The sequence below is a fragment of the Shewanella sp. 38A_GOM-205m genome (genome assembly GCF_000518445.1).
In the GTDB taxonomy this organism is placed as follows: Bacteria; Pseudomonadota; Gammaproteobacteria; order Enterobacterales; family Shewanellaceae; genus Shewanella; species Shewanella algae.
This window is the reverse complement of the sequence record NZ_JADP01000018.1, coordinates 13,951-35,506: the sequence shown is the minus strand read 5'-3', so window position 1 is coordinate 35,506 and position 21,556 is coordinate 13,951. Positions and strand designations below refer to the sequence as shown.

The window sequence follows — 21,556 nt, the reverse complement described above, 5'->3', positions numbered from 1 at the left end:
ATGCACCCTATTGCTTAACGTGGCAAATAGTTCATTAACTCAGCAATAGAAACTCGCTTAGTTAAATCATGGTACTCAGAGAAACTTCTAGTTCCTGCATATTGCACAGTAACGGTATATTGCTCTGTCTGTTTGTAACTAACCAAAACATCATTAGCACTTATAGAATAAGAAATAAAAGTTATCGTATTAGACGTGGTCCCTTTAACCTTGCCATCTCGCACTTGTTTAAAACTAGCACTCCAAAGACTGGCATCAATTGGTAATGTCGATACGTACTTTTTAGCAGCATCACTGTATTGCTTTTCAGTGTAATGCTTAGCATCAGTATTATTTGAAGAGCACACAGCTTTACCTTGTGCGCCTACTGTATATTTCATTAAAACTTCAATAGGAATTCGAACACTATAACTTTTCGTAAGAACATCCGTATAAGGAACATGGTTAAAACCATAAAATGTATTTAACTGCTTATACCCTATAATGGCAAAACACCCTTCAATAGAATAAGAGGAATCTGAAAGTAGGCTACTGACACGATTGAAAGCCTTCCTCTGATAGTCTGTCCAAATAACTGGCTGAACAGGTAGGGAGGCAACGTAAGCCTTACTTGCTGATTCAAGTTGTGCAGGAGTATATCCAGTTGCGCCTAATTCACGGTCTTTAGCTTCCTCACTTAGCAACCAATTTATGCTTACTTGGAAGTTACTGTTATTACACCTACTATATTGGCGATTGACTCCCCACCCCTTAAACACCTCCATTTTACACTGAGTCCTAACCCCTGTAAGCATATCACCTTGGACTTCAGAATGCTTAACTGTCCCATATTCATAATCATTATTCTTATAGAAGAATGGTGCTAAATATTTATTGATTGCATCAATTTCTTTTGCTTTCCTAACATTAATATTTGCAACCATCAAATCAGTCTGCGACGCAACATCCTTATTAACACCATAAATACTCCCATTAATTGAAAATAAAGTTTCAGCCTCCGCAAGTGTCGTTACATTATCACCATCACAGGTTCGGAACATTAAACAATCTCGTATACCATGCAAATTTGTATAGTCATAATCCTCAGACACTTCCAACCCAATAGTTTTAATTTCAGTTTGATAAAAATGTGCATCATTAAAAATTTCAAAATAAGACAACTCATTTATAAAACTTTCTCTTTCTGAATCAGCAGCATTACCATCACTAAATAGGAACTCTCCAAAAGAATAAAGCCTTGCTGGTGGAGAATATGCAATAACTTTGGCTATAGTACCAACACCAGCAGAATCAAATTGACGTCCTTTGTCTCCGCTCATCGTCATCTGATTATAGACATAATTCTCCATTTGCATTCGGTAACGTTCATTACTTAGCTTCGGAGCATTTATAATAAACCTACCTTCTTGATTTACTCCTATTATGCCTGAAGAGTTCAGAACATAATTAGATGCTTTAATTTCAATTTTGTTTTCCGCCCTGATAGAAACCTGATTTGAAAGTTTATTATTAATAGAAATTCCTGCACTCCAATCATCTGATGGAGATTTAACAATAGAATATGGATTAATATTTTCAAAAGCTTTTGCCTGGATGAATATTTCGTTACCAGAAATATTAGCAGATAAATCAGATGCTAAAGCCCCTGATTCACTAACATCATAAAAAACACCAAGCTTAAGAGCTGTTACATCAGGTATAATAGGAAGAAAACTTACAGCCCTTGAGAACACTTTCTTGTCACTACGAGAACCGTTCATTACATTTCCATTATTAGCCTTCAGAACAATCTCTCCAGCTTTAATATCTCCACCATAACTATTAAAAATGTTGTTCTCAGCTTCAGCACGAATAACTTTTGATGCTAACCTACCTGAATTAAAAATATTTTTTGCCGCAATTTCAGTTACTATTGACTGAACATAACCGGCAAGATAAGAGTCTTCACCAGATATCAAGGATAGATTTTCAGTAACAACTGAAGCATTTAGCTCCAATCTATTTATTGATTTTATAACAACTTTATTATCAGAAGACAGTTTTCCGTCAGCGACAATGTTGCTTAAACTATTTTGGGGTGATTTCTTACCAAGACCTTGAACAAAAATTCCTTCTATGGGCGCATAAAACTGCTCATTTAATGTACTTGTTGATAAAATGTCAGACATTGTACTCAAATCAGCATTGGATGTGATTCTAATATTCTTAGGACTAATAATTGCAATTGAAGCAGCACGAACTTTTGCAGTTAATAAAAAATTTTCTTGGACAACATTCGCAGAGTCAACTCTCAAATTTTCATAGTTAATTACCATCTTCCCAGAATAAAAGCTAACTCCACCAGAACCAACTACCTTTGCTCCATTAGGGTGAATAACATAACCACCTTCTGGATGAACATCCGCTCTCAAGTTAATATCAATAGTCCCGGAAATAGATATATTATCAGCAATAAACTCTAAAGATTGAATTCCTGGAGATATCACATTTGACACTTGAATGTGCCCAGAATCTATCGTTGATAATTTACCAACCATACCGGAGCTATGTATTAGCTGTTTACTACCTAGTAACGCATTAGCAAAAGTCACCCTTCCTGCATTATCAAATGAACATCCAGCACAAGTTAAAACAGATGGTGATACAAGTATAATATTCGCAGGAGAGCCTATAATTTCAATCTCATTTTTTATAGAAATATTTGATGATTTAATGATGATTGTATTTGCAGGTGTAATTCCGTTATTAAAGCCATTGAAAATCACAAGTTTTCTTGTAGAGATGGAGAACATAGAAAACTCATTATACGATATTCCCCTCACCGGTTTATCTATAATCAAAGTATCGAAACTCGAAGTATCTTGTGAGATAAATTTAGTTCCACCACTGCTCCCTAATACTAATATTGTACTATATGCCACCTCAGAACAAAAAACGTTAAAGAGTAATAGTGCAAAACAAAAAATCTTAAATTTCGTGACTCTCATAGCATTCCATATCTATTGACACTTGGATCCAGAAAAATTGCTGACAACATTAACATAGTTACTCAAAATGTATCAATACACGTTTGAAATTTAAATCAAATATATACGGAAAAGGCAATGATTTGACAAATTAAAAACAATTAGACAACAGTGGTATCACTTAGAATGAGATGTGAATTTCAACAATGAAAAACTTTATTATTAAAGCCTAAATTAAAGAGATTCGAGAATAAGTGCATTCACTAAATACATATGGGTAGTCCGCCTGGAAAATAACCAGATCCAAAAGTAGAATTTTCTCGTAAGGTAAACGCAGGAAATTCGACATGAAAAATCGCGATACACGGATAGTCAAATAATGAACATCCTCAAGCAAGTTGCAGCACGTACATCTATTCCTTAACTTTGCCGAGAGCATGCTAAGAGCAGTGCAACGTTTTACAAATGGTGCGAAAAATGTCGCGGGATGAACGCTTATCTCATGGCTCTTGCTTGGGATAATAATCGACGGACGGCGGATGCGGCAATGCAGGACTTAAGCGGTGCGTTAATCACATGGCCAGTAACTCGCCGCTTCAGCGGCTACGCTAGGGGCCACAGCTGAATTAACGAAGATAGTATACGTAGCAAGGACTCAATGTGTAGTATGGCTGGCCACCCCGGCTTCTCTGATTTCAGTCCATCGATGCCACATTGGGTGTACCAGCCCAACCATCGGCCTATGCTGGAGCGGGCTGCGCCGGTGATGTGCTGAACTTGGGTAACCGGCAGCCCTTGATGCAACATCAACATCGCCATCAGACGCCTGGCAAAGTGCTTATCGTTGGTTTTTTGAATCAATTTTTGCATGCGCTTGCGCTCAGCGCGTCATGGTGGTGTTAAGATGGCCATTCTCAGTCCTTGGGCGAATGGTGGGTTTGTTTGGCGATAGATCTGAACGCTCAAACAGGACTGAGTTCCCTTCCTGTGCTCCGCGATTTGGAACAGTTATTTGGCTAAGAGCAGTAATAAACAATTTAAGTTCATATTGAAAGCCATTCTACCAGCGAACTCTATACTGAGAGACGTGGTGCAATGAATGGTATAGGGTTCGTGCCGACTAACTCTCAAGTAGAATAGAAGCCAATTTATAACTAAATAAATTTCCGAAAACGACCAAACCTACTTCAACCTTAAAGCTGTTAACCAGCCAAATGTATTCGTGTGTCGCAGCCAGGGACAAAGGAATAAAATCTGTCATGGATAGCGGGAAAACTACCACAATTAACGATTTGACTTAGGTAGGCATCCGCCAAGGTTGGATTGCTAGAGGACGACCTCTCGGTAGAGCATGTCTGTAAGTATTTAACAGAGGTGATTTTGGGGTACAAAAAAAACCGACTTAGGGTCGGTTTCTGTTATCTCTCAGGGAGATGGTACCAGAGGTCGGACTCGAACCGACACGCTTTTAAGGGCGGGGGATTTTGAATCCCCTGTGTCTACCAATTTCACCACTCTGGCACATATAGATTGTTTCGCGACGAAGTCTCATCGGCGAGTGAACGGCATTATACCTGTGCTCACTTCAATGGCAAGCGCTTTACGAGCCTGTTTGCCAAAATCCTGATCGGTTGGACAAAATTCAGTCTGACTACTGGGCTCCGCGGGCAATTAGGAAGCCAGTGTACTCCTTGTCACTGCCCTGAATATGGTTGATAAGCCAGGATTTGAGGAAGGCCATCAATTCATCGGCAACATCTTCACCATTGGCCACTCGTTTCTGGAAATCCAGTACCTTAGCCACTAATTGCTGGTGTTTAAGCTTGTGCTGCTCGGTCTGCGGATAACCGAAACGGGCAAACAACTCCTCTTCATAGGCGAAATGATTGGCGGTGTAATCCACCAGGCCCTGTACTATGCGTTTAATCGCTTCCAGGCCATAAGCTTCTTCCAAGGTGCGGTGCAGTTCATTGATCAGGGATACCAGACGTTGGTGCTGACGATTGATCTCTTCCATGCCGAGATCCAACTGCGGCCCCCACTCAACAAAGCGATGGCGTTTCTCCAACTGTTCCATCGCCCGTTTGTCGACATGGAAGCGCCCAAGCAGGGAACTGATCTCCTGCGACATATTGAATACCTTCAGGCTGGAGAGGTTGGTACTGTGGGTCTCTTTGGCATTCTCCACCGCCACTTGTGCCATTGATGAGATATTGCTGCTGATCTCTTCGGCAACTGCCTGTTGTTGTTCCGAAGCTGCCGCTATTTGATGCGACATATCTGTAATGCTTTCAATCTGAGCCACAATTTGCCCCAATGCTTGCTGCGCCTGGTGAGCCATAGCATGGGTGGCACTGGCCTGCTCGACACTGGTGGTCATCACTTTCACGCCTTCATCGGCGCCCTGTTGCAATTGCAATATCTGTTGTTGGATCTCAACTGTAGCCGCAGACGTCCGCTGTGCCAGGCTACGGACTTCATCGGCAACCACAGCAAAACCTCGGCCATGCTCGCCGGCGCGGGCACTCTCGATAGCGGCGTTGAGCGCCAGCAGATTGGTTTGCTCTGCCACTTGGGAAATGGTGTCTATGATGGTACTTATGTTGTTGCTGTCTTCCGCCAGGCGGGCAATCACTTGCTGAGTTTGCCCAACCTGAGCCGACATATCATCTATCTGCCGCACCACCTGCCTGACAGTTTGGTCGCCACTGCGGGCCGCCTGCCTGGCTTCTTCTGCGGCATTGGCAGCACTGGCAGCATTACGGCTGACTTCCTGCACAGTAGAAACCATCTGGGTCATGGCGGTCGCTGCCAATTCCGCTTGTTTTTCCTGCTCCTCCACTCCGATATGGGCGGCATCGCTGATGGACTTGATATCCATGGCCACACTCTTCATCGCATCTGCGGTATTGACCAAAGACAGAATGGTGCGGCCAACGTCCTCTCCCATACGGTTGATACCGTGGACCACAGAATGAAACATGCCGGCATCCTGTTCCGACAACTGATAGCTGAGATCGCCTTCTCCCAGATGACGGGCGGCATTTTCCAGGCGCTTGAGATTGGACAGCTGTCTGGCACCGAGCCAAGCCAGCACTATCAAGGCAGCCAATAGAGAAGCAAAGGCGAGATAACTGGCGCCGTGTAACAGGCTCCACAGGGGGTAAAGCAACAAGAACAACAGCGGATAAAACTGCCACTGGTTTAATATCAGTTTTAAAAGACCTCGGGAGGTTTGCATCGCACGCTCCTTGCCAATGAACAATCGCAGGCCAAGCCACCCTACTCCTTTAGTGTAGTAATTAATATTAGCCTTTGATCCTATTCCCTTTAGGGAACACTTACGTTGCTCCTTAGCCGGCTAATTTAAGCAAAACATGATAAAGCTCATGTTTTAACATGCTGATTTACCCGATTAACAACTCTGACAACATTTGTTGATCGAGATCAGCTCCGGCCGAAGCAAATTTGGTTAGTTTAGCTTTGACTTTACAAGAAAGAGGACTTCAGTGATGGCATTCTGGTTAGATCTAATGTTCGGAAACCCCATAGGTTTACTGTCGATGATAGTTATCTTCAGTACGATCGGGATCATCTCCTACATTATGTGGATGTTTATTGTAAAGTCAGCAAAGCCTTAGCTTTGATTTCCATGTTCTTTTAAATGCAATGACGTTTTTGAGTATTGCTTGGGCAGCCCTGTGGCTGCCCTCTTTTTTGCTGCCTTCAAGCAGCGTGTTTCCGCACTTGGGCAATACCATTGATAAATTGCGGTCTTGCCTTGATAAGATGCTGCAGCTCTTCCTGGCTGGGCTCTCCGGATGGTAAACGCAATACTTTGCGATTCAGATGCTTACGGGCAGCCATGGCTATCTTGTACTCGGCGGTGGGGCCTTGAATGGCATAATGGCGTTCATTTCCCAGACTCTCGAGTATGTGAGCCTTGAGCAGTGCCTGCACCGGCGTTTCATTTTGCGGCAGAGTCAAAACACTGGCTCCCTGCAGGAAGAACTCCCTTAACAGTGCCCGCTCGGCGGGATCCAGTAACCTGACTTTCTCTTCAATCATTTCGTTGATCCGGCGCTCACTCAAACGGCTTATCGCTTCATCCAACAAAAGATTGACGGCCAGCGCACCAATATAGGCCAAGGCCAACAGCAGTGTCAGGCCAATATAATGGGCATTGGCTTCTACCCAGGATTCCAAATGCAACAGGGCCAGCAAGGACTTTGGCATAAACAGCAGCAATGTGGTTATCAGCAGCACCCACAGTGTCAGTTGCAATGCAGCGGCCTTGAACTTGCCCTCTTTCAATACCTCAAGTTTCAGTCTCTTCATGGCTCTATCCAGCGTCAGAAAATTGTTCCAACCGCTAATCAAGCAAAACCAGTGCCAGGATTGCTCAGCGAACTTTGCCATCAGCGGCAACAAAAAATGCCGCGAAAGTCAGATGCGAAGCTATGCTTAAAGCTATCCACAGCAAGCACTTAAGATAGTTGAAATTAATGCCCGGTTTTATGCAGCAGCTCATCAGTAGTCCCATCGGCCGCAGGCTGACTCTGGCTATTATCTTGTTCAGCTCACTGATCACTCTGGTGACCACAGGTTTGCAGTTGGTTTCCGATTACAAGGGTGACATTGGCCGAATCAACGATGAGTTTGCCAATATTGAAAAAGCCAACCTGGATGTGCTGGCGGCAAGTATCTGGGTAATAGATGAAAGGCTTATCAAGACCCAACTCAACGGACTCAACCAACTGCCGGATACCAGCTATGTGGTCATAGAAGATGACAGTGGTAAAGAATGGACCGCCGGCGAGTACAGAGACCAAGGTGTAATAGAGAAGCGCTTTCCGTTGGTGCACAAGACCAGCAGCCAAAATTTCAATGTCGGTGAGCTGAGAGTTCAAGCCGATCTCTCCAAAATCTACGACAGATTGGTGAACAAGGCCTTACTGATACTACTGGCCAATGGTATCAAGACCTTTCTGGTGGCCGGTTTCATTCTCTATCTGGTTTGGGCCACCATTACCCGGCACCTGTTGCAACTGAGTGAGTACTGCTCAGAGCTCGACTTGGAGCAGGATTATCAACCACTGCAGTTTAAGCGCCGGGACAAACAGGATGAATTTACCCAGGTTGCCCTGGCCATCAATTTGATGCAGCAACAGCTGCGCGCCTCTTTCACCCAGTTGAACCGCTCCCGCTACGAACTGCAAGAAGCTTTGAGTGACAGGGAAAGACTACTGGAACTGGAACGCAGCTATAAAGATGAGCTGGCAAGGCAGGTCAAAGAACAAACCAAAGAACTTGAACAGTCGCTGTTGGTGTTGGAACGGGCTCAACAGGTGATGGTCGAACAGCAGAAAATGGCCGCGCTCGGCGGTCTGGTATCCGGCATCGCCCATGAGATAAACACCCCGATAGGTATCTGCCTCACCGCTGCCAGTAGCCAGCTGCAGCATATCAATGAATTGGTTGAGCTGTTGCAAAACGATGGCGCTACGCTGGAAGAGCTCAATGCCATTCTCAACGAATATCAACAGAGCTGTGAACTGATCATCAGTAATATTACCCGCGCCAGTAACCTGATCCAGAAGTTCAAGGCAATTGCTGCCGAGCAAGGCAATGACGTGCACGAACAGATGCTGCTCCCCCTGGTATTGCAGGAATTTGCCGATGCTGTAGCGCTATCTTTCAAGCAATTCCAGGTAGATGTGGAGATTCAGGTCGAAGCCGATCTTTGGCTTACCAGCAGCCACAGCCTGCTGAAGCAGATAGTGACCAACATACTTTCCAATGCCTATGCTCACGCCTTTGAGGGTGATACCGGCCATCAGATCAGCATCAGCGCACAACAGCAGGGTCAAGAACTACAGCTGGATATCGAAGACAATGGCAAGGGAATCGCCCCCGAGATTGCCGGCCAGATCTTTGAGCCCTTCTTTACCACCAGCAGACGAACCGGCGCCACCGGGCTTGGATTGGCGGCGGCCTTCAATGCCGTCACACTACTGAAGGGCAATATCACCCTTCTCAATGACTCCAGCCTCGGCGGCGCACACTTTCGGGTTCGCTTCCCGGCTGTGATAGAGTCCCGCCCCGCCGATGACGACAGAGTGGAACTCTTTATTTAGATTACTCGGCGTATCTTTGAGTGGTTAACCTGGCGATATTGATGATCACCTCTACCGCCTTTTCCATTGACTCAAGACAAACATACTCATGTTTGCCATGGAAATTGTGGCCACCGGCAAAGATGTTGGGGCAAGGCAGCCCCTTCCAGGACAGTTGCGCACCGTCAGTGCCGCCGCGGATAGGTTTGATATCCGGTGTTATGCCGGCCATCTCCATCGCCTGACAGGCAATATCTGTCACATGAGGCACAGGCAAGATGCAGTCCTTCATATTGTAATAACTGTCGCTGATCCTAATCTCCAGGCTACCGGCCTGCAGCTCGGCATTACATTTGGTCACAGATTCCTGCAGCCAGGCCTTGCGCTGCTCAAACTGAGCCCTATCAAAGTCCCTTATCAGGTACACCAACCTGGCTTCTTCTGTTTGGCCTTCCATGGATAACAGATGGAAAAAGCCCTGATAACCTTCGCTGGTCTCGGGTGCATCATTGAGTGGCATTCTGGCGTGAAATCTGGCAGCCATGGTCAAGGCATTGACCATCACCCCATAGGCACTGCCTGGATGACAATTATTGCCTTTTGCGGTGATCACCGCAGTGGCGGCATTGAAGTTTTCATATTGAAGTTCGCCAACTGCGCCACCATCGACTGTATAGGCCCAATCGGCGCCGAAACGCTCGAGCTCCAAGCCATCAGTACCTCGCCCTATCTCCTCATCGGGCGTAAAACAGAGGTTGATCTCTCCATGGGGAATTTCAGGGTGTTGCAATAGATAGTGCAGCGCCGTGATGATTTCGGCTATGCCTGCCTTATCATCCGCGCCCAATAGCGTAGTGCCATCGGCAGTGATCAATGTTTTATTGAGGTAGTTCAGCAAAGAAGGAAACTGCTCAGGACTAAGCGCTTCCCCCTGCTCCAGTTCAATGATCTGCCCTTGGTAGTCATCTATCACCCGAGGTTTAACCCCGGCGCCGGAGTAATCTGCCGCCGTATCCATATGAGCCAAAAAGCCGATTGCCGGCACCTTGGCAGTATTCGCCGCTAATTTGGCATAAAGGCAGCATGATTCACTGAGGAAGACATCATCAAATCCCAACTCGAGCAGTTCTTGCTGTAACTGCCTGGCAAAGGCCACCTGACCTTGGGAACTGGGAATAGACTGGGAGTTCGGATCGGCTTGTGTATCCTGTTTGACATACCGCAGGAAACGATTGAGCAGCGCTTGTCGCATAAGCTGAATATCTGTAGCGAAAAAGTGTCTGGATTCTAACAATCCAGACACCTGCTGCATTAGACTCAGATCATGTTTTGTGCTGTTTATTCAGGCTTGGGATTATTGGCTTCCTGCGCCAAGCGCGCCAACACCCGGCTGGCTGCCACAAAGCCAAAGCTGCCGGTCACCATGGTCACGGCACCAAATCCCGAGGAGCAATCCATTCTCATGCTACCTTCGACACCAACCTTGGTGGAACAGACACTGCCATCCGTCTGGGGATACTTGAGGTGTTCACTGGAAAACACGGCATCAACGGCAAACCGCCGCTGTGGATTCTTGCTGAAACCATACTCTTTACGCAGCAAGTTGCGTACCTTGGCCAGCAATGGATCCTGAAAAGTCTTGGCCAGATCCGTTTGCTGGATCTGGGTTGGATCTGTCTGACCGCCGGCACCGCCAATAGTCACCAACTTAATCTTATTGCGTTTGCACCAGGCGATTAAGGCCGCCTTGGGCTTTACCGCATCTATGCAGTCCACCACAAAGTCTATGCCCTTGTCCTGTGCCAGATACTGACTCAGATTATCTGCTGCAATAAAGTCTTCTATTTCATCCACCCGGCATAGAGGATTAATCGCCTTAATCCGCTGCGCCATCACGGCGACCTTGGACTCGCCTATGGTGTCTGCCAAAGCATGGATCTGACGGTTGGTATTGGTCACACACACATCATCGAGGTCCATCAGGCTGATGTGCCCTATTCCACTGCGGGCCAAAGCCTCTGCAACCCAAGTGCCGACGCCACCTATACCTATCACCATTACATGAGCCTTGGAAAAGGCTGCCAGTGCAGCAACACCATATAAACGGGCAATGCCGCCAAAGCGCTGTTGATAGGCTTCGGACTCCAGCAGTTCTGTGTCTGTATCTTGCATAACTTGGTTCCCAATTATCTTCGGCGGCATTTTAGCCGAATACCCGGCTATCCCCAAGCCGAGTAAGAGAGTGTGTATATCCCGGGTATGTTTTGCTTGGGCTTATGGATATAAACGGCTTAGTAAATACAGAGCTTCTTTTAGGGATAGATAGGGCACCATGGAGTGAACCAGGACAGCTACTTGGCTATATAAGGCAGAGTTTGCCACTGGCCGGATTGGGTGCCTAAATGAGAACCAGAGCACATAAATATCATTTTTATGATGAAAAATTTCACTTTTATTAAAACTTCATCTATCACTAATTTACAATTTGATCTATTAAAAATAACCAGCTGATACAGTCCTTCATACTGCAAAGTTATCTTTTTATAGCGAAAAGATGATTATGCTGATTTTGTGAACAATGGCGGTTGAATAGTTTTTAACCGAAATGGACATTTTGGTCACAGATTAAGGCTTTTCCCACAAGAATGGGGCAAAAAGTTTGATCTAGGCCACAATCTTGAGCAAACAAAACTGTAAGAATCAGCGCAGCTTTGTGACGGACAGGATGTCCGCTACAAATCCAGGAACACTCGTTTGTTAAATAACCATAAATACATGGAATAGAACTCAGGTTCTAGGGAGCACAACACATGAAGAAGACCCTTATCTCTGCGTCAGTAGCAACAGTTCTGGCCGCAGCCTCTTTCGGTGCACTGGCTGATGGCCCAACTCTGTATGGCCGTCTGGATCTGTCTATCACCAACTCTGACCAAGGCGCCACACTGCAAACTGGTACTAACGGCGTAGAAGTAGGTGAAAGCGGTACTTATATCGAAAACAACTTCTCACACCTGGGTGTAAAAGGTTCCGAGAAGATTTCTGATGGTGTAGACATCATCTATCAGATGGAGTTCCAAGTAGAGAACACTTCTGGTTCTGGCGACACTTTCAAAGCTCGTAACACTTACTTGGGTGCCAAGACCAACTTCGGTACTGTACTGGCCGGTCGTAACGACACAGTATTCAAGCAAGCTGAAGGCGGTGTAGACGTATTCGGTAACACCAACGCGGATATCGACCGTATGCTGGGTGGCCAAGTTCGTAGCGGTGACGGTGTTTGGTACTACTCACCAAAGATCGCTGACCTGATCACTCTGAACGCCACTTACCTGATGGAAGACAACTACGCGACTTACGACGCGAACGGTAACGAAATCGACAAAGACAACATGTACGCTCTGAGCGCCACTATCGGTGACAAGAAGCTGAAAGCTCAGAACTACTATGCTGCCATCGCCTACAACAAGGCTATCGGTGGTATCGATGCATACCGCGCCGTTGGTCAAGTTAAGCTGGGTGACTTCAAACTGGGCGGTCTGTTCCAGAACTCTGAAAGCATCGTTGACGGTTCTGACGACAACAACACTTACTTCGTGAACGTAGTTTACAACCTGAACGGTGTTAACCTGAAGCTGCAATACGGTTATGACGAAGCCGGTTTCGGTAAGTACTACAAGGCTCTGGGCGACAATGCTGGCACAGACATCGAAGTGACCAACATCACTGTCGGTGCCGACTACCGTGTAGCCAAGTCTACTCTGCTGTTTGCTCACTACGCAAACTACCAAGGCGAGTACAAAGACGCTGGTGCTAAGTTTGACCTGGAAGACGACAACGTATTCACCGTGGGTGTACGTTACGACTTCTAATCTCTGTTGAGATAGTGGTTATAGACACTAAAGGCGACCTCTGGGTCGCCTTTTTGTATGCCAGTATTCCTACTAACCGCTTGTTCCACCTTGGATTATTATAATTTCCTGGGGAACTTATTTACGTTTCAGCAAATAGGCACTCTCATTGAGCCAAGGCACCTCTTTGGCAATGAACCTGGGGTTGTCGGCCAATACATCGGCTTGCTCCAGCAAAGTGACCTCAAACCACTGGCTCATATGCTCCCTTATCCACTCCTGAGTCACGCTGAATGGCGGCCCCTTGAGCATATCCTGCGGATATTCCAGAGTAACCAACAAGCCGCAACAACCCCTTGGCAACAAGGTGGCCAGCTTGGCGGCATATTGCAAACGCATCTCCTCAGGCCAGGCGATTAGCGCCGCCCTGTCGTAGAAGGCGCCTACCGACGCCAATTGCTCAGCCTTGAGCGCAAACAAGTCGCCCTGCAACAAGGTCATCTGTTCGCTGGAAAACGCCTGCAATTCGCCAAAGACATTCTGTTGATACTCAAGGCCGTTCTCTTCAAAAAACTGCCTGACGGCCAATTCGCTCAGTTCGCAACCAAGCAGATCATGGCCCTTCTCGGCCAGATAACACATATCCAAAGACTTGCCGCAAAGCGGGACAAAGACCTGCTCATTCCCCCTGAGTGCGAGTGTGGACCAGTACTTCACCAAAAAAGGGTTAATATCCTGCTGGTGAAAACCTATCTGCTGCTTGTGCCAGCGTTCATGCCAGAATCCGGGTTCCATCTATCCATCCTGTGTATCAGAAAACCTTGATACTCTATCGACTTGGACGCCGATTGCAAAGAGCCCAACAGCAACAGACAAAAAAGCCCGCCGCGGAGCGTGCAATGACTCCGGGGCGGGCAGCATCAGTTTTCAAGCTATTCAGGGCAGTCTGGCCAGGGTCTCCTGCACCTTGCGCAACCAATTACAGTTATCACACTGGCACTTGCGTCGTGACAAATGGTGCGGGCTCAGGCTGGAGTCGACAAAGTCGACGGCAATCAATAACTGCTGCTTCAACTCTTCGAGTGATTTCTGTTCCAGATCCACCAGTTCATCATTCTGGTTCATCCAGATACACTCCAATCCCTGATGACAAAAGTTACAGCGGTCGTCCACCGGATTGTAGAAACCCGCATGGGGACAATGACGCAATTCCATCGACTGTATCACCCTGGGACGAGCATACTCGAACAGTTCGATCAGCTCCTGCTTATCTGGCACTGACATAAGGCCTCCAAATCTCTTCTGCCACTGCGGCTTGTTGCAAACAGGTTACTCTGGGGAGGGCGCAATGAAATTGATATAGGTCAAAGTGCCGCCCAAAAGGATACGCTAGGAAGCCTGGTTCTGAGCTGGATCCCAGAGTCACAACTTGCCGCTGTTATCCCTTGCTGTTTTAATGAGCTTCTGCTTGTTGTTATTTTGTATCCTTGCCTGTGCAAATGGAGAAATCGCTTGCAAACACCTGAACTGCAGCACTTTTATATTTCTGAAGAGCAGTCCGTCTATCTGCTTAAGGCCGATGATGCCCGCAAACACAGGGCCTGGATCCGCCTCTGCCGCCAGCAACTGATCAAGTTGGGCTATGATGACCCGCAACTGATAGGCAAAGGCGCCTATGGTTTTGTGTTCGCCGGACGAAACAGCCATGGTCAGGAACATGTATTCAAGTTCTCCCGTATCACCCTGCCTCAGCAGGTACAGGACAGACTGGAAGAAGAAGCCTTCATGCTGTCTCAGGTCAATCATCCCAATGTGCCGCCACTGATAAAGTTCGACAGAGTCGGGCGCCAGGGGATCCTGGTGATGGCCAGAGCTCAGGGCCAGGACCTGGATCAGCGCTGCCGCCGCCAAGGCGCCTTGCCGGTGGCGGAGATCATGAGCATTGCCAGGCAGTTGGCGGATCTGCTGCAGTATCTTCGCAGCGGCAGACCCTTGGTACACGGGGATATCAAACCTTCCAACCTGGTTTATGACCCAGAGGAAGACAAGTTGTCTTTGATTGACTGGGGCTCGGCGGTATTTGCCCAGCGCGATGCCGACAACCGCCCGGTTGGCGGCAATGTGATGGAGTTAATGTCGAGCGATCAGCAGCATACCAACGCCCGCATGGGCGATGTTTACTTTATCGGCGATGAGCAACTCTCGGGGGCGCTTTCCAGCCCCAGGTTTGATGAACAGGGGGTTGCCGCCACCCTCTATGCGCTGGCGTCCGGTCAGGCCAGCCGCTTCGGTTCCCAGGTGATCCCGCCCACCAGCATAGGTCTACCGATGGAACTGGCCAGGATCCTCGAGGGTATGTTGGGCTCAGATCCTCTCACCCGCCTCAAGGCCGGCGACTACTTCCTGCGCAGCATGAGATACAGCCAGCATCTTTTACTGCCGCCGCTGCCACAGGAGCTGAATGCCGAGATCCCCGTCTGGGTACAGAAGCGAGCCCGGGATGTGGAAACAGTCAGCTACAGTTCGCGTAAGTCGTTTCTGCGCAGCCATCATCCGGACGCCGATGCCGAGGCTATTCGCGCCGAAGATATTCAACTGGAGAAGTACTACCGCAACTTCCTCGCCGGTATGGGAGACACAGAGAAGGGCTTTATCGCTGCCGTAGGCCGCCTGGGTCAGTATCCTATAGTGGGCGGTTTGGCGATTCATTGGCAGGAGACAGGCGTCTATATCGACTCCAACCTGGCGCTTTATGATGAAGAGCTCAGGCCGGCATTGATTCAGGCGGTCAACAACATGGTGACCCTGGCCCGGGGCATTCATCGCATAGGTATCTTCAAGGCCTGTTTCTTCAACGCCAAAGATACCCTGCACCTGGAACGCAGCGCCCCTTCAGAGCCGTTCAAGGCCAAAGCAGATCAGCTACTGCCCTTTGAGGTGGGCGATGTGCCGACACTCGAAGATCAATCCAGGCTGCACTCTTACTTTGAAGATGGCCGGGATCCGGATGAAAACCTGGAGCTGCCTGCGGAAATCATGACAGAGCTGGGCTGGCTCAACCAGATACACCACACAGGCTGTATCATCTTCGAAGCCCTGCCAACCCATATGAAGATCCACAGTTATCTGAGACTGCTCAACCCGAGAAAACAGGCGCAGTTTCGCGCCTGTCTGGACAGGATCCTCAGTCATGTCGACAAAATACAGGGCCAGGGTGTCTCGGGATTTATGAAGCTACCCTACAAAAATACCCGCAGGTTCGAACACCTGCAGCGCAAGCCGGAACGCTTCTATCCGAGAAACCCCAAGAGCGGAGGTTAGCCGCCGTAACTGCTGGTCACACTCAAGCGGCGATCATTATCAAGATACTCACGGGCCACGGCTTCCAGGGCACCTCCATCCAGTTGCCCCAGTATCTGCCTGCGCTGCTGCCATCCCTGCCAGCGGCCCGGCCGACTTTGGGCCGTTGCCGCCAGATCCAACCAGAAACCGTTACTTCCCGGGGCGCTTTCAAACCACTGCAACAAGGGTTGGCGCGCCCGCTCCAGCAGATCGGCATCGATGCCACCCTTGGCCTTGACTCTGGCCACGACCGCGGCAAAGCCCTGTTCGGCCGCCTTCAGCTTGGCGGCATCTGTGACAGTAAAGAGCCCCAGATAACCGTAACCTGTTGGATGCCAATCGAAATGATTGAAGGTATAAGGCGAATATCCGGCGCCGGCTTTTTCCCTGACCTCTTCATTCAACAGAATGCCCATCACCTGCTCGAGTAACATCAGTTCGCTGTGGCGTCGAACATTCTGCATATCGGTGGTCGGCCACAGCCAGGCCAGTGCCGCCGAGTTCTCGGCGCCCCGGTGCAAGATTTGGCTCTGTGCCGGCACCTTGGGGAATACCGGCCGCTCGAAGGCCGGGGCCTTGGCAGGATGCCGCTTGATGGCGGCGAATGTCTCAGCAACCGCTTTTATCCCCTGAGCCTCATCGAAATCACCTACCAGTGCGATTTCCAGCATTCCCTTATCCAGCGCCGAAGCCAACACCTTGGCAATTTCAGAAAAGTCCCGCTGTAATACCTGTTCTTCCCGGCCATAACCATAACGGGGATCGCCGGGGAACAAGAGTCCGCTCAGACCATCCCAGAAGGCCTCTTCCGGATTGGCATTACGGCTCTGGCTCTCTGCCTTGACTTGTTGCCGGAAGAGGTTGATGGCTTCCTGTCGCCAGCCCGGGGCGGTTAGAAAGGCGGCCTGTAGCCCAAGTTGGGTTCTGAGCTCATCGGCATTGGTATTGGTCACGCCGCCAAAGCCTTCAGTACTGACGCCAATATTTGCCGAGATGTTCTGCCCGGCAAAGATATCCGCCAGCTGTTGCCAGGAGTGCTGCTCCAGCCCGCCGTAAATAAAGGCATTATTGAACAGAGTGCCCAAACCTTCTTGGCGCGGAAATGGCAAATCACCGAATCCCAATGACAAGCTGACGGCCACATTGCCCTGCTCAAGCTCGGTAGGTTTGAGATTGAGTAGAGTCCCATTGGCAAAACGTAACTGGCGTATTCCGGTATCGGGATCCCGTTTATCGGCCACTATCTTCCCGGGTTCACCAAAGCTTTGATAGGCAAACTCGCTGGCTTGTTTGGCCTTATAGGGGGTAACAGATTGCAGCAAGCTGTTCTCATATGCCGTCAGCAGTTGTTGTTCTGCTGCGGCCGGCGCCTTGGCACCGGAGAGATAGATCCAGGGTTGCCCCTGCCAAAGCTCAGTCAGTGTCTGCTGGATAAGCGCCGGGGTAATTTGCGGCGCCAAGGCCTCAAAAATGGCCAGCTCATCTGCTGGTTCTATCGGTATCAAGTCCTCGGCATCCATTGATACCAAAGCCTCGGCCATATTCAGGCTGTGAATGGTGTTACTGCCGGCCAGATTGAGCTGATACTGCTTATGTTGGCGTTTCAGTGCCTGCTGCAACTCTTCATTGCTGAAACCGTATTGCAAGGCCTGGCGTATGGTCTGCTCCAGCAATACCACGCCATCCTGCCAGTTGTCTTCCAGGGTCGCCAGAGCCAATTGCACCCTTCCCGCAGTGCCAAACTCTTCCCCTATCTCAACGGAGGCATCGGTGAAACCTTCTTCGGCAAACAGGTGCGGTTGCAACCTCTGATAGAGCATATTACTCAGCAGCGACTCAAGCATCAGCTGACGACGCCGTTCAATACCATCAGGCTTTGGCTTTATGGGCGTCAGCACCCCAAGAGAGACTTGAGTCGGCAAACTGGGGTCGAAGAAAGCGTCCGCCTGAGGCTGCTTTCTGACTACAGGGGGAGAAAGCTTCACCTGAGCTGCGGCAACCGCCTGAGGGTGCGGCTTCCAATCGGCAAACAACTGCTTGATTTGAGCCTCGGTACGGGCGATGTCCAGGTCGCCGACCAAGATAAGCGTTGTCCGCTCCGGGGTATAGAAACGTTGGTACAAAGAGCGCAGCTTGGCGACATCTGCCGCCTTGATGCTGGCTACTTCACCGATAGGGAAACGTCTGGGCAGCAGGCTGGAGGGGTACCAGAAATGCAACTGGTTGCGATAGTTTTCCAGCCCGGCCGATGTGCGCTCCTTGAGCTCGGCCAGCACTACGGCTTTTTCCTGGGCAAGCGCCTTGGGATCCAGAGTGAGTCTGTCGGCAATCTCCCGCATCAACATCAACCCGGTATCCAGCTTCTGCTCATCCCCTTGGGTGATGTTGAACTTATAGACTGTTTGCGTAAATTCAGTCACGGCATTGGTATCGGCGCCAAAGCTCAAGCCGAGACGCTGCAATCTTGGGATCATATCCCCTTCAGGCACAGCAGCCGAGCCTTTAAACGCCATATGTTCCAGCAGGTGCATCAGCCCCTGCTCATTTTCCGCCTCAAGCAGTGAGCCGGAGGCGATCCGCATCCGCATTATGACAGTATTGGCCGGCGTCTTGTTGTCTACCAATTGATATTTAAGACCGTTGTCCAGTTGGCCCTGATGAATGCGAGGGCTGACGCTGAGCCCATCGGCCTTGGCAACGAAGCAGAGAAGCAGCAATAAGCTGCCGAGCCAGGCTCTGAGAAACAGGATTTTTGGCAAAAGAATTCCCCCAAAAAACAGAGGTTCGGTGCAAAACGGGCCCGAACCTCTGGAATATGAAAGATGCCAATATAAGATATGGCATTAATTATGTCACATAATCAATACCTTACGACGTACTAAATCGGCGATCCCGGTGGTATTTCCGCAGGTTTGCTGATCACTCTGACCCCGGCTTGTTTCAGTGCCTGTTCAAGCACAGCTTGCAGTTGTCCATAGTGGGCAGCCTTGTAACCTGAACTTCTTTTTTCCTTTCTGGGCAACTGCTTAAGCAGATAATCCAGCTTCATTCTCACCATGGCTTTGACTTCCGGGGCGCTGGCGTCACTCTCCAGACTCTGCAACATGCCGTCCAAAACCACCGCATTTACCCGCATCGCAATACTGGTCTGATCTCCCGAAGGCAGGGATTTCAGCAGTGTCTTACCCAGCAATCTGTCCAGCAAATCCTCTACCGAAAGCTGCTCTGTGTCTCTGGCAAAGGCCTGATCCACACGGTTGAGCCGCTCAGGGTTCAACAGCGCCGACACTGTGTGGCGACTGAGCACTTCTGCCATGGCCAGCTGATCCACGGCAACCCCCAGAGATGAGCCGAAACTCTCGCGGCTGCGGTAATAGTTGCCGGCCTTGGGCACCAGTTGCTCCAGGAGCTCGGTTGGCAGATAAAGCTCTCTGGGATCCAGAGTCGCCAACAGGGTATCGAGCGCCCGCTTCTGCAATTCCGGCGCAATAAAATGCCAATTACCGCTATCGGCATCGGCCAGATAATTATAGTCAATGCCGCCGACAAACTTGGCCGCGGCGCTGATCTGGTAACGATTCAGCAGATAGATGGGCACCAGAGCATCACTGAGTTCACCCAAGGGTTGCCCCGGCAACAGCGCCTTGGCGGAGAAGGTCTCCAACGCCTGGCGCCTGACCAGCTGCATTCTGGCCAGCTCCTTGACAGGATCCTCGCCTCTGTCCCAGAGACTGGCATAGGCATGGGCAGCTGAAGCTGCTCTCGAATCACCCTCGCCTATGTATCTCAGCCCCTGCTGCTGCACCTCTTTGAGCAGCGACTTGAGCGCGGCCTGGGTTTGGGCTTCATCACCAAAGTCACCATAACCGTACTTGATGGCAAACTTATCCCAGGCCCCCAGCCCTTCGGCGTAAGGCTGGCTGATATCCACCCGCTTGCCATCGAGGCGTACATAGGGATGGGGATAATCCATCACAGAAGCGTTGTTATTGGTGGAAGCGGCAAAGTTATGGTCCAGCCCCAGGGTGTGACCGATTTCATGAGCCGATAACTGGCGAATACGCGCCAGAGACAAGGCCATGGCGGCTTCATCGGCTGCCTGCCTGTCTTCCCAACCTGCGGTAAGACCACGGGCAATCAGATGATCCTGACGCACCCGCAGACTCCCCAGAGTGACCTGGCCCTTGATGATTTCACCACTGCGGGGATCTGTCACCGCCGCGCCGTAGGACCAGCCACGGCTGGCCCTGTGCACCCACTGGATCACGTTGTAGCGCACATCCTGAGGGTCGGCGCCTTCCGGCAATAGCTCCAGCTTAAAACCGTTGATAAACCCCGCCTCATTGAAGGCCTGCTCCCACCAGCGGCCGCCTTCAAGCAAGGCACCACGGATAGGCTCGGGTACACCGGGATCCAGATAGTAGGTAATGGGCTCAACCACTTCGCTTGGCTCAGGGCCGGGATTAACCTTCTGCAGCCGGTGGCGCAGCAAGAAACGCTGGTTGATATCCTGATCTATGGCGGTGGCATAGTCCTTGTATTCATCGGACAGATAACCACTCATGGGATGATAACGACGCGCCTGATAACCCGGCTCGGGCAAGGCGATAAAGGAATAGCGCAGTCTCAGAGACAGGGCCTGGCCATCCGGGGTCACCTCGGCGACTCTGGCGCCGGCCTTATCACTGGCGAAAGTCAGCTGCACATCCACATCCGAGTTACGCTCGAATGACTTGACCGAGGCTGGCAACACCACAGAGCGGCTGGTGTCCAGACGATAATGCCCTTGGCCCCTGGCCGCCAACTGTTGGCTGATGCCGTGCAGGTCCTGCAACATCAAGTCATTGACCGGCACCAGCAGACGTTTTCCTGGCAGGAGTTTACCGCGCCAGAGCACAGATTCGGCAAAGGCTTCATGCACGGCTCTTTGCTCGGCTTGGTCGTCGGTATAGGCACGAAAACGGGTATTGAGCTGTTTGAGCAGAATATAGGGCCCCTGACGCTCAAACTGCACCATGCGGGTATATCCCAGTTGCCCACGGTCAAGCCCAATATCATTGGAACCGGCGCCGTGAGGCAAGCTGGAGAGCAGCAGCATAGGCTGGTTGAGTTTGCTAGGTTCCAGATACAGCTGCCCGGCTTTGGCATCATAAAAGAGATTGATAAAACCTTCGGCCTGAGTGCTTTCGCTGATGACGTCGGCGGCCTCCCTCTCCTGTGCCGCCTGCGCCAATCCGGGTACCGCGATCAGCGCCAGCAACAAGGTCCAACTTTGAGGTTTCAT

14 protein-coding genes, 1 tRNA gene and 2 pseudogenes are annotated in these 21,556 nt (G+C 49.6%); 6 read left to right on the top strand and 11 right to left on the bottom strand.

The window, feature by feature from the left end:
• Positions 1 to 14: 14 nt before the first annotated feature.
• On the bottom strand, positions 15 to 2,792 hold the full coding sequence (locus tag N512_RS0112160; protein ID WP_197021453.1) for a hypothetical protein: 2,778 nt from the start codon (positions 2,790 to 2,792) through the stop codon (positions 15 to 17).
• Between the two features lie 553 nt (positions 2,793 to 3,345).
• Here N512_RS0112160 and N512_RS24665 point away from each other — a divergent pair.
• Positions 3,346 to 3,474, top strand: a pseudogene (locus tag N512_RS24665) (IS3 family transposase); the annotation flags it as partial.
• Positions 3,475 to 3,476: 2 nt separating this feature from the next.
• On the opposite strand, the pseudogene N512_RS24535 reads toward N512_RS24665, so the two are convergent.
• A pseudogene (locus tag N512_RS24535) lies at positions 3,477 to 3,836 on the bottom strand (IS630 family transposase); the annotation flags it as partial.
• 344 nt (positions 3,837 to 4,180) lie between these two features.
• On the opposite strand from N512_RS24535, the gene N512_RS24825 reads away from it, so the two are divergent.
• The gene (locus N512_RS24825; RefSeq protein ID WP_335899323.1) at positions 4,181 to 4,267 is read left to right on the top strand and encodes a hypothetical protein; all 87 of its coding nucleotides are present in this window, start codon (positions 4,181 to 4,183) and stop codon (positions 4,265 to 4,267) included.
• A 133-nt stretch (positions 4,268 to 4,400) separates the two neighbouring features.
• Here N512_RS24825 and N512_RS0112150 read toward each other — a convergent pair.
• Both N512_RS0112150 and N512_RS0112145 read right to left on the bottom strand, forming a co-directional pair.
• Positions 4,401 to 4,487 (bottom strand) — tRNA-Leu (locus N512_RS0112150).
• A 130-nt stretch (positions 4,488 to 4,617) separates the two neighbouring features.
• Positions 4,618 to 6,207, bottom strand: a complete 1,590-nt coding sequence (locus tag N512_RS0112145) for a bacteriohemerythrin (RefSeq protein ID WP_051472790.1) — start codon at positions 6,205 to 6,207, stop codon at positions 4,618 to 4,620.
• 271 nt (positions 6,208 to 6,478) lie between these two features.
• Between N512_RS0112145 and N512_RS24090 the strand changes: the two genes are divergently transcribed.
• Complete coding sequence (locus N512_RS24090; RefSeq protein WP_071237139.1) at positions 6,479 to 6,607, top strand: DUF3149 domain-containing protein; 129 nt, start codon at positions 6,479 to 6,481, stop codon at positions 6,605 to 6,607.
• Between the two features lie 85 nt (positions 6,608 to 6,692).
• Here N512_RS24090 and N512_RS0112135 read toward each other — a convergent pair whose 3' ends face one another.
• Positions 6,693 to 7,304, bottom strand: a complete 612-nt coding sequence (locus N512_RS0112135) for a superinfection exclusion B family protein (RefSeq protein WP_028780504.1) — start codon at positions 7,302 to 7,304, stop codon at positions 6,693 to 6,695.
• Between the two features lie 167 nt (positions 7,305 to 7,471).
• On the opposite strand from N512_RS0112135, the gene N512_RS0112130 reads away from it, so the two are divergent.
• Complete coding sequence (locus N512_RS0112130; protein WP_025888778.1) at positions 7,472 to 9,103, top strand: sensor histidine kinase; 1,632 nt, start codon at positions 7,472 to 7,474, stop codon at positions 9,101 to 9,103.
• Between the two features lies 1 nt (position 9,104).
• Here the strand turns inward: N512_RS0112130 and pepT are convergent, their stop codons facing one another.
• Both pepT and tcdA read right to left on the bottom strand, forming a co-directional pair.
• Positions 9,105 to 10,334 (bottom strand): peptidase T, encoded by a 1,230-nt coding sequence (gene pepT, locus N512_RS0112125; protein WP_028780503.1) that lies wholly within the window; start codon positions 10,332 to 10,334, stop codon positions 9,105 to 9,107.
• Between the two features lie 86 nt (positions 10,335 to 10,420).
• Positions 10,421 to 11,254, bottom strand: a complete 834-nt coding sequence (gene tcdA, locus N512_RS0112120) for a tRNA cyclic N6-threonylcarbamoyladenosine(37) synthase TcdA (RefSeq protein WP_037436925.1) — start codon at positions 11,252 to 11,254, stop codon at positions 10,421 to 10,423.
• 638 nt (positions 11,255 to 11,892) lie between these two features.
• On the opposite strand from tcdA, the gene N512_RS0112115 reads away from it, so the two are divergent.
• Positions 11,893 to 12,951 carry a porin gene (locus N512_RS0112115; RefSeq protein WP_028780502.1) on the top strand — a complete coding sequence of 353 codons (1,059 nt, stop codon included), beginning with the start codon at positions 11,893 to 11,895 and terminating at the stop codon, positions 12,949 to 12,951.
• Positions 12,952 to 13,068: 117 nt separating this feature from the next.
• Here N512_RS0112115 and N512_RS0112110 read toward each other — a convergent pair whose 3' ends face one another.
• Both N512_RS0112110 and N512_RS0112105 read right to left on the bottom strand, forming a co-directional pair.
• Entirely contained in the window at positions 13,069 to 13,725 is a 657-nt protein-coding gene (locus N512_RS0112110; RefSeq protein ID WP_028780501.1) for a thiopurine S-methyltransferase, read from the bottom strand.
• 141 nt (positions 13,726 to 13,866) lie between these two features.
• Positions 13,867 to 14,214 (bottom strand): hypothetical protein, encoded by a 348-nt coding sequence (locus N512_RS0112105; protein ID WP_025010325.1) that lies wholly within the window; start codon positions 14,212 to 14,214, stop codon positions 13,867 to 13,869.
• A 228-nt stretch (positions 14,215 to 14,442) separates the two neighbouring features.
• Between N512_RS0112105 and N512_RS0112100 the strand changes: the two genes are divergently transcribed.
• Positions 14,443 to 16,251, top strand: a complete 1,809-nt coding sequence (locus tag N512_RS0112100; protein ID WP_028780500.1) for a protein kinase domain-containing protein — start codon at positions 14,443 to 14,445, stop codon at positions 16,249 to 16,251.
• On the opposite strand, the gene N512_RS0112095 is transcribed toward N512_RS0112100, so the two are convergent.
• Both N512_RS0112095 and N512_RS0112090 read right to left on the bottom strand, forming a co-directional pair.
• Positions 16,248 to 19,031 carry a M16 family metallopeptidase gene (locus N512_RS0112095; RefSeq protein ID WP_231473574.1) on the bottom strand — a complete coding sequence of 928 codons (2,784 nt, stop codon included), beginning with the start codon at positions 19,029 to 19,031 and terminating at the stop codon, positions 16,248 to 16,250. The genes N512_RS0112100 and N512_RS0112095 overlap by 4 nt on opposite strands.
• 119 nt (positions 19,032 to 19,150) lie before the next feature.
• On the bottom strand, positions 19,151 to 21,556 hold the full coding sequence (locus tag N512_RS0112090) for a zinc-dependent metalloprotease (RefSeq protein WP_028780498.1): 2,406 nt from the start codon (positions 21,554 to 21,556) through the stop codon (positions 19,151 to 19,153).

Excerpts from the sequence above, each read along its gene's own strand:
- N512_RS24825 (WP_335899323.1), top strand. The coding sequence starts at position 4,181 with ATGTATTCGTGTGTCGCAGCCAGGGACAAAGGAATAAAATCTGTCATG.
- tcdA (WP_037436925.1), bottom strand. The coding sequence starts at position 11,254 with ATGCAAGATACAGACACAGAACTGCTGGAGTCCGAAGCCTATCAACAG.
- N512_RS0112105 (WP_025010325.1), bottom strand. The coding sequence starts at position 14,214 with ATGTCAGTGCCAGATAAGCAGGAGCTGATCGAACTGTTCGAGTATGCT.
- N512_RS0112090 (WP_028780498.1), bottom strand. The coding sequence starts at position 21,556 with ATGAAACCTCAAAGTTGGACCTTGTTGCTGGCGCTGATCGCGGTACCC.
- N512_RS0112130 (WP_025888778.1), top strand. The coding sequence starts at position 7,472 with ATGCCCGGTTTTATGCAGCAGCTCATCAGTAGTCCCATCGGCCGCAGG.
- N512_RS24090 (WP_071237139.1), top strand. The coding sequence starts at position 6,479 with ATGGCATTCTGGTTAGATCTAATGTTCGGAAACCCCATAGGTTTACTG.
- N512_RS0112160 (WP_197021453.1), bottom strand. The coding sequence starts at position 2,792 with ATGTTCTCCATCTCTACAAGAAAACTTGTGATTTTCAATGGCTTTAAT.
- pepT (WP_028780503.1), bottom strand. The coding sequence starts at position 10,334 with ATGCGACAAGCGCTGCTCAATCGTTTCCTGCGGTATGTCAAACAGGAT.
- N512_RS0112115 (WP_028780502.1), top strand. The coding sequence starts at position 11,893 with ATGAAGAAGACCCTTATCTCTGCGTCAGTAGCAACAGTTCTGGCCGCA.
- N512_RS0112145 (WP_051472790.1), bottom strand. The coding sequence starts at position 6,207 with ATGCAAACCTCCCGAGGTCTTTTAAAACTGATATTAAACCAGTGGCAG.
- N512_RS0112110 (WP_028780501.1), bottom strand. The coding sequence starts at position 13,725 with ATGGAACCCGGATTCTGGCATGAACGCTGGCACAAGCAGCAGATAGGT.
- N512_RS0112135 (WP_028780504.1), bottom strand. The coding sequence starts at position 7,304 with ATGAAGAGACTGAAACTTGAGGTATTGAAAGAGGGCAAGTTCAAGGCC.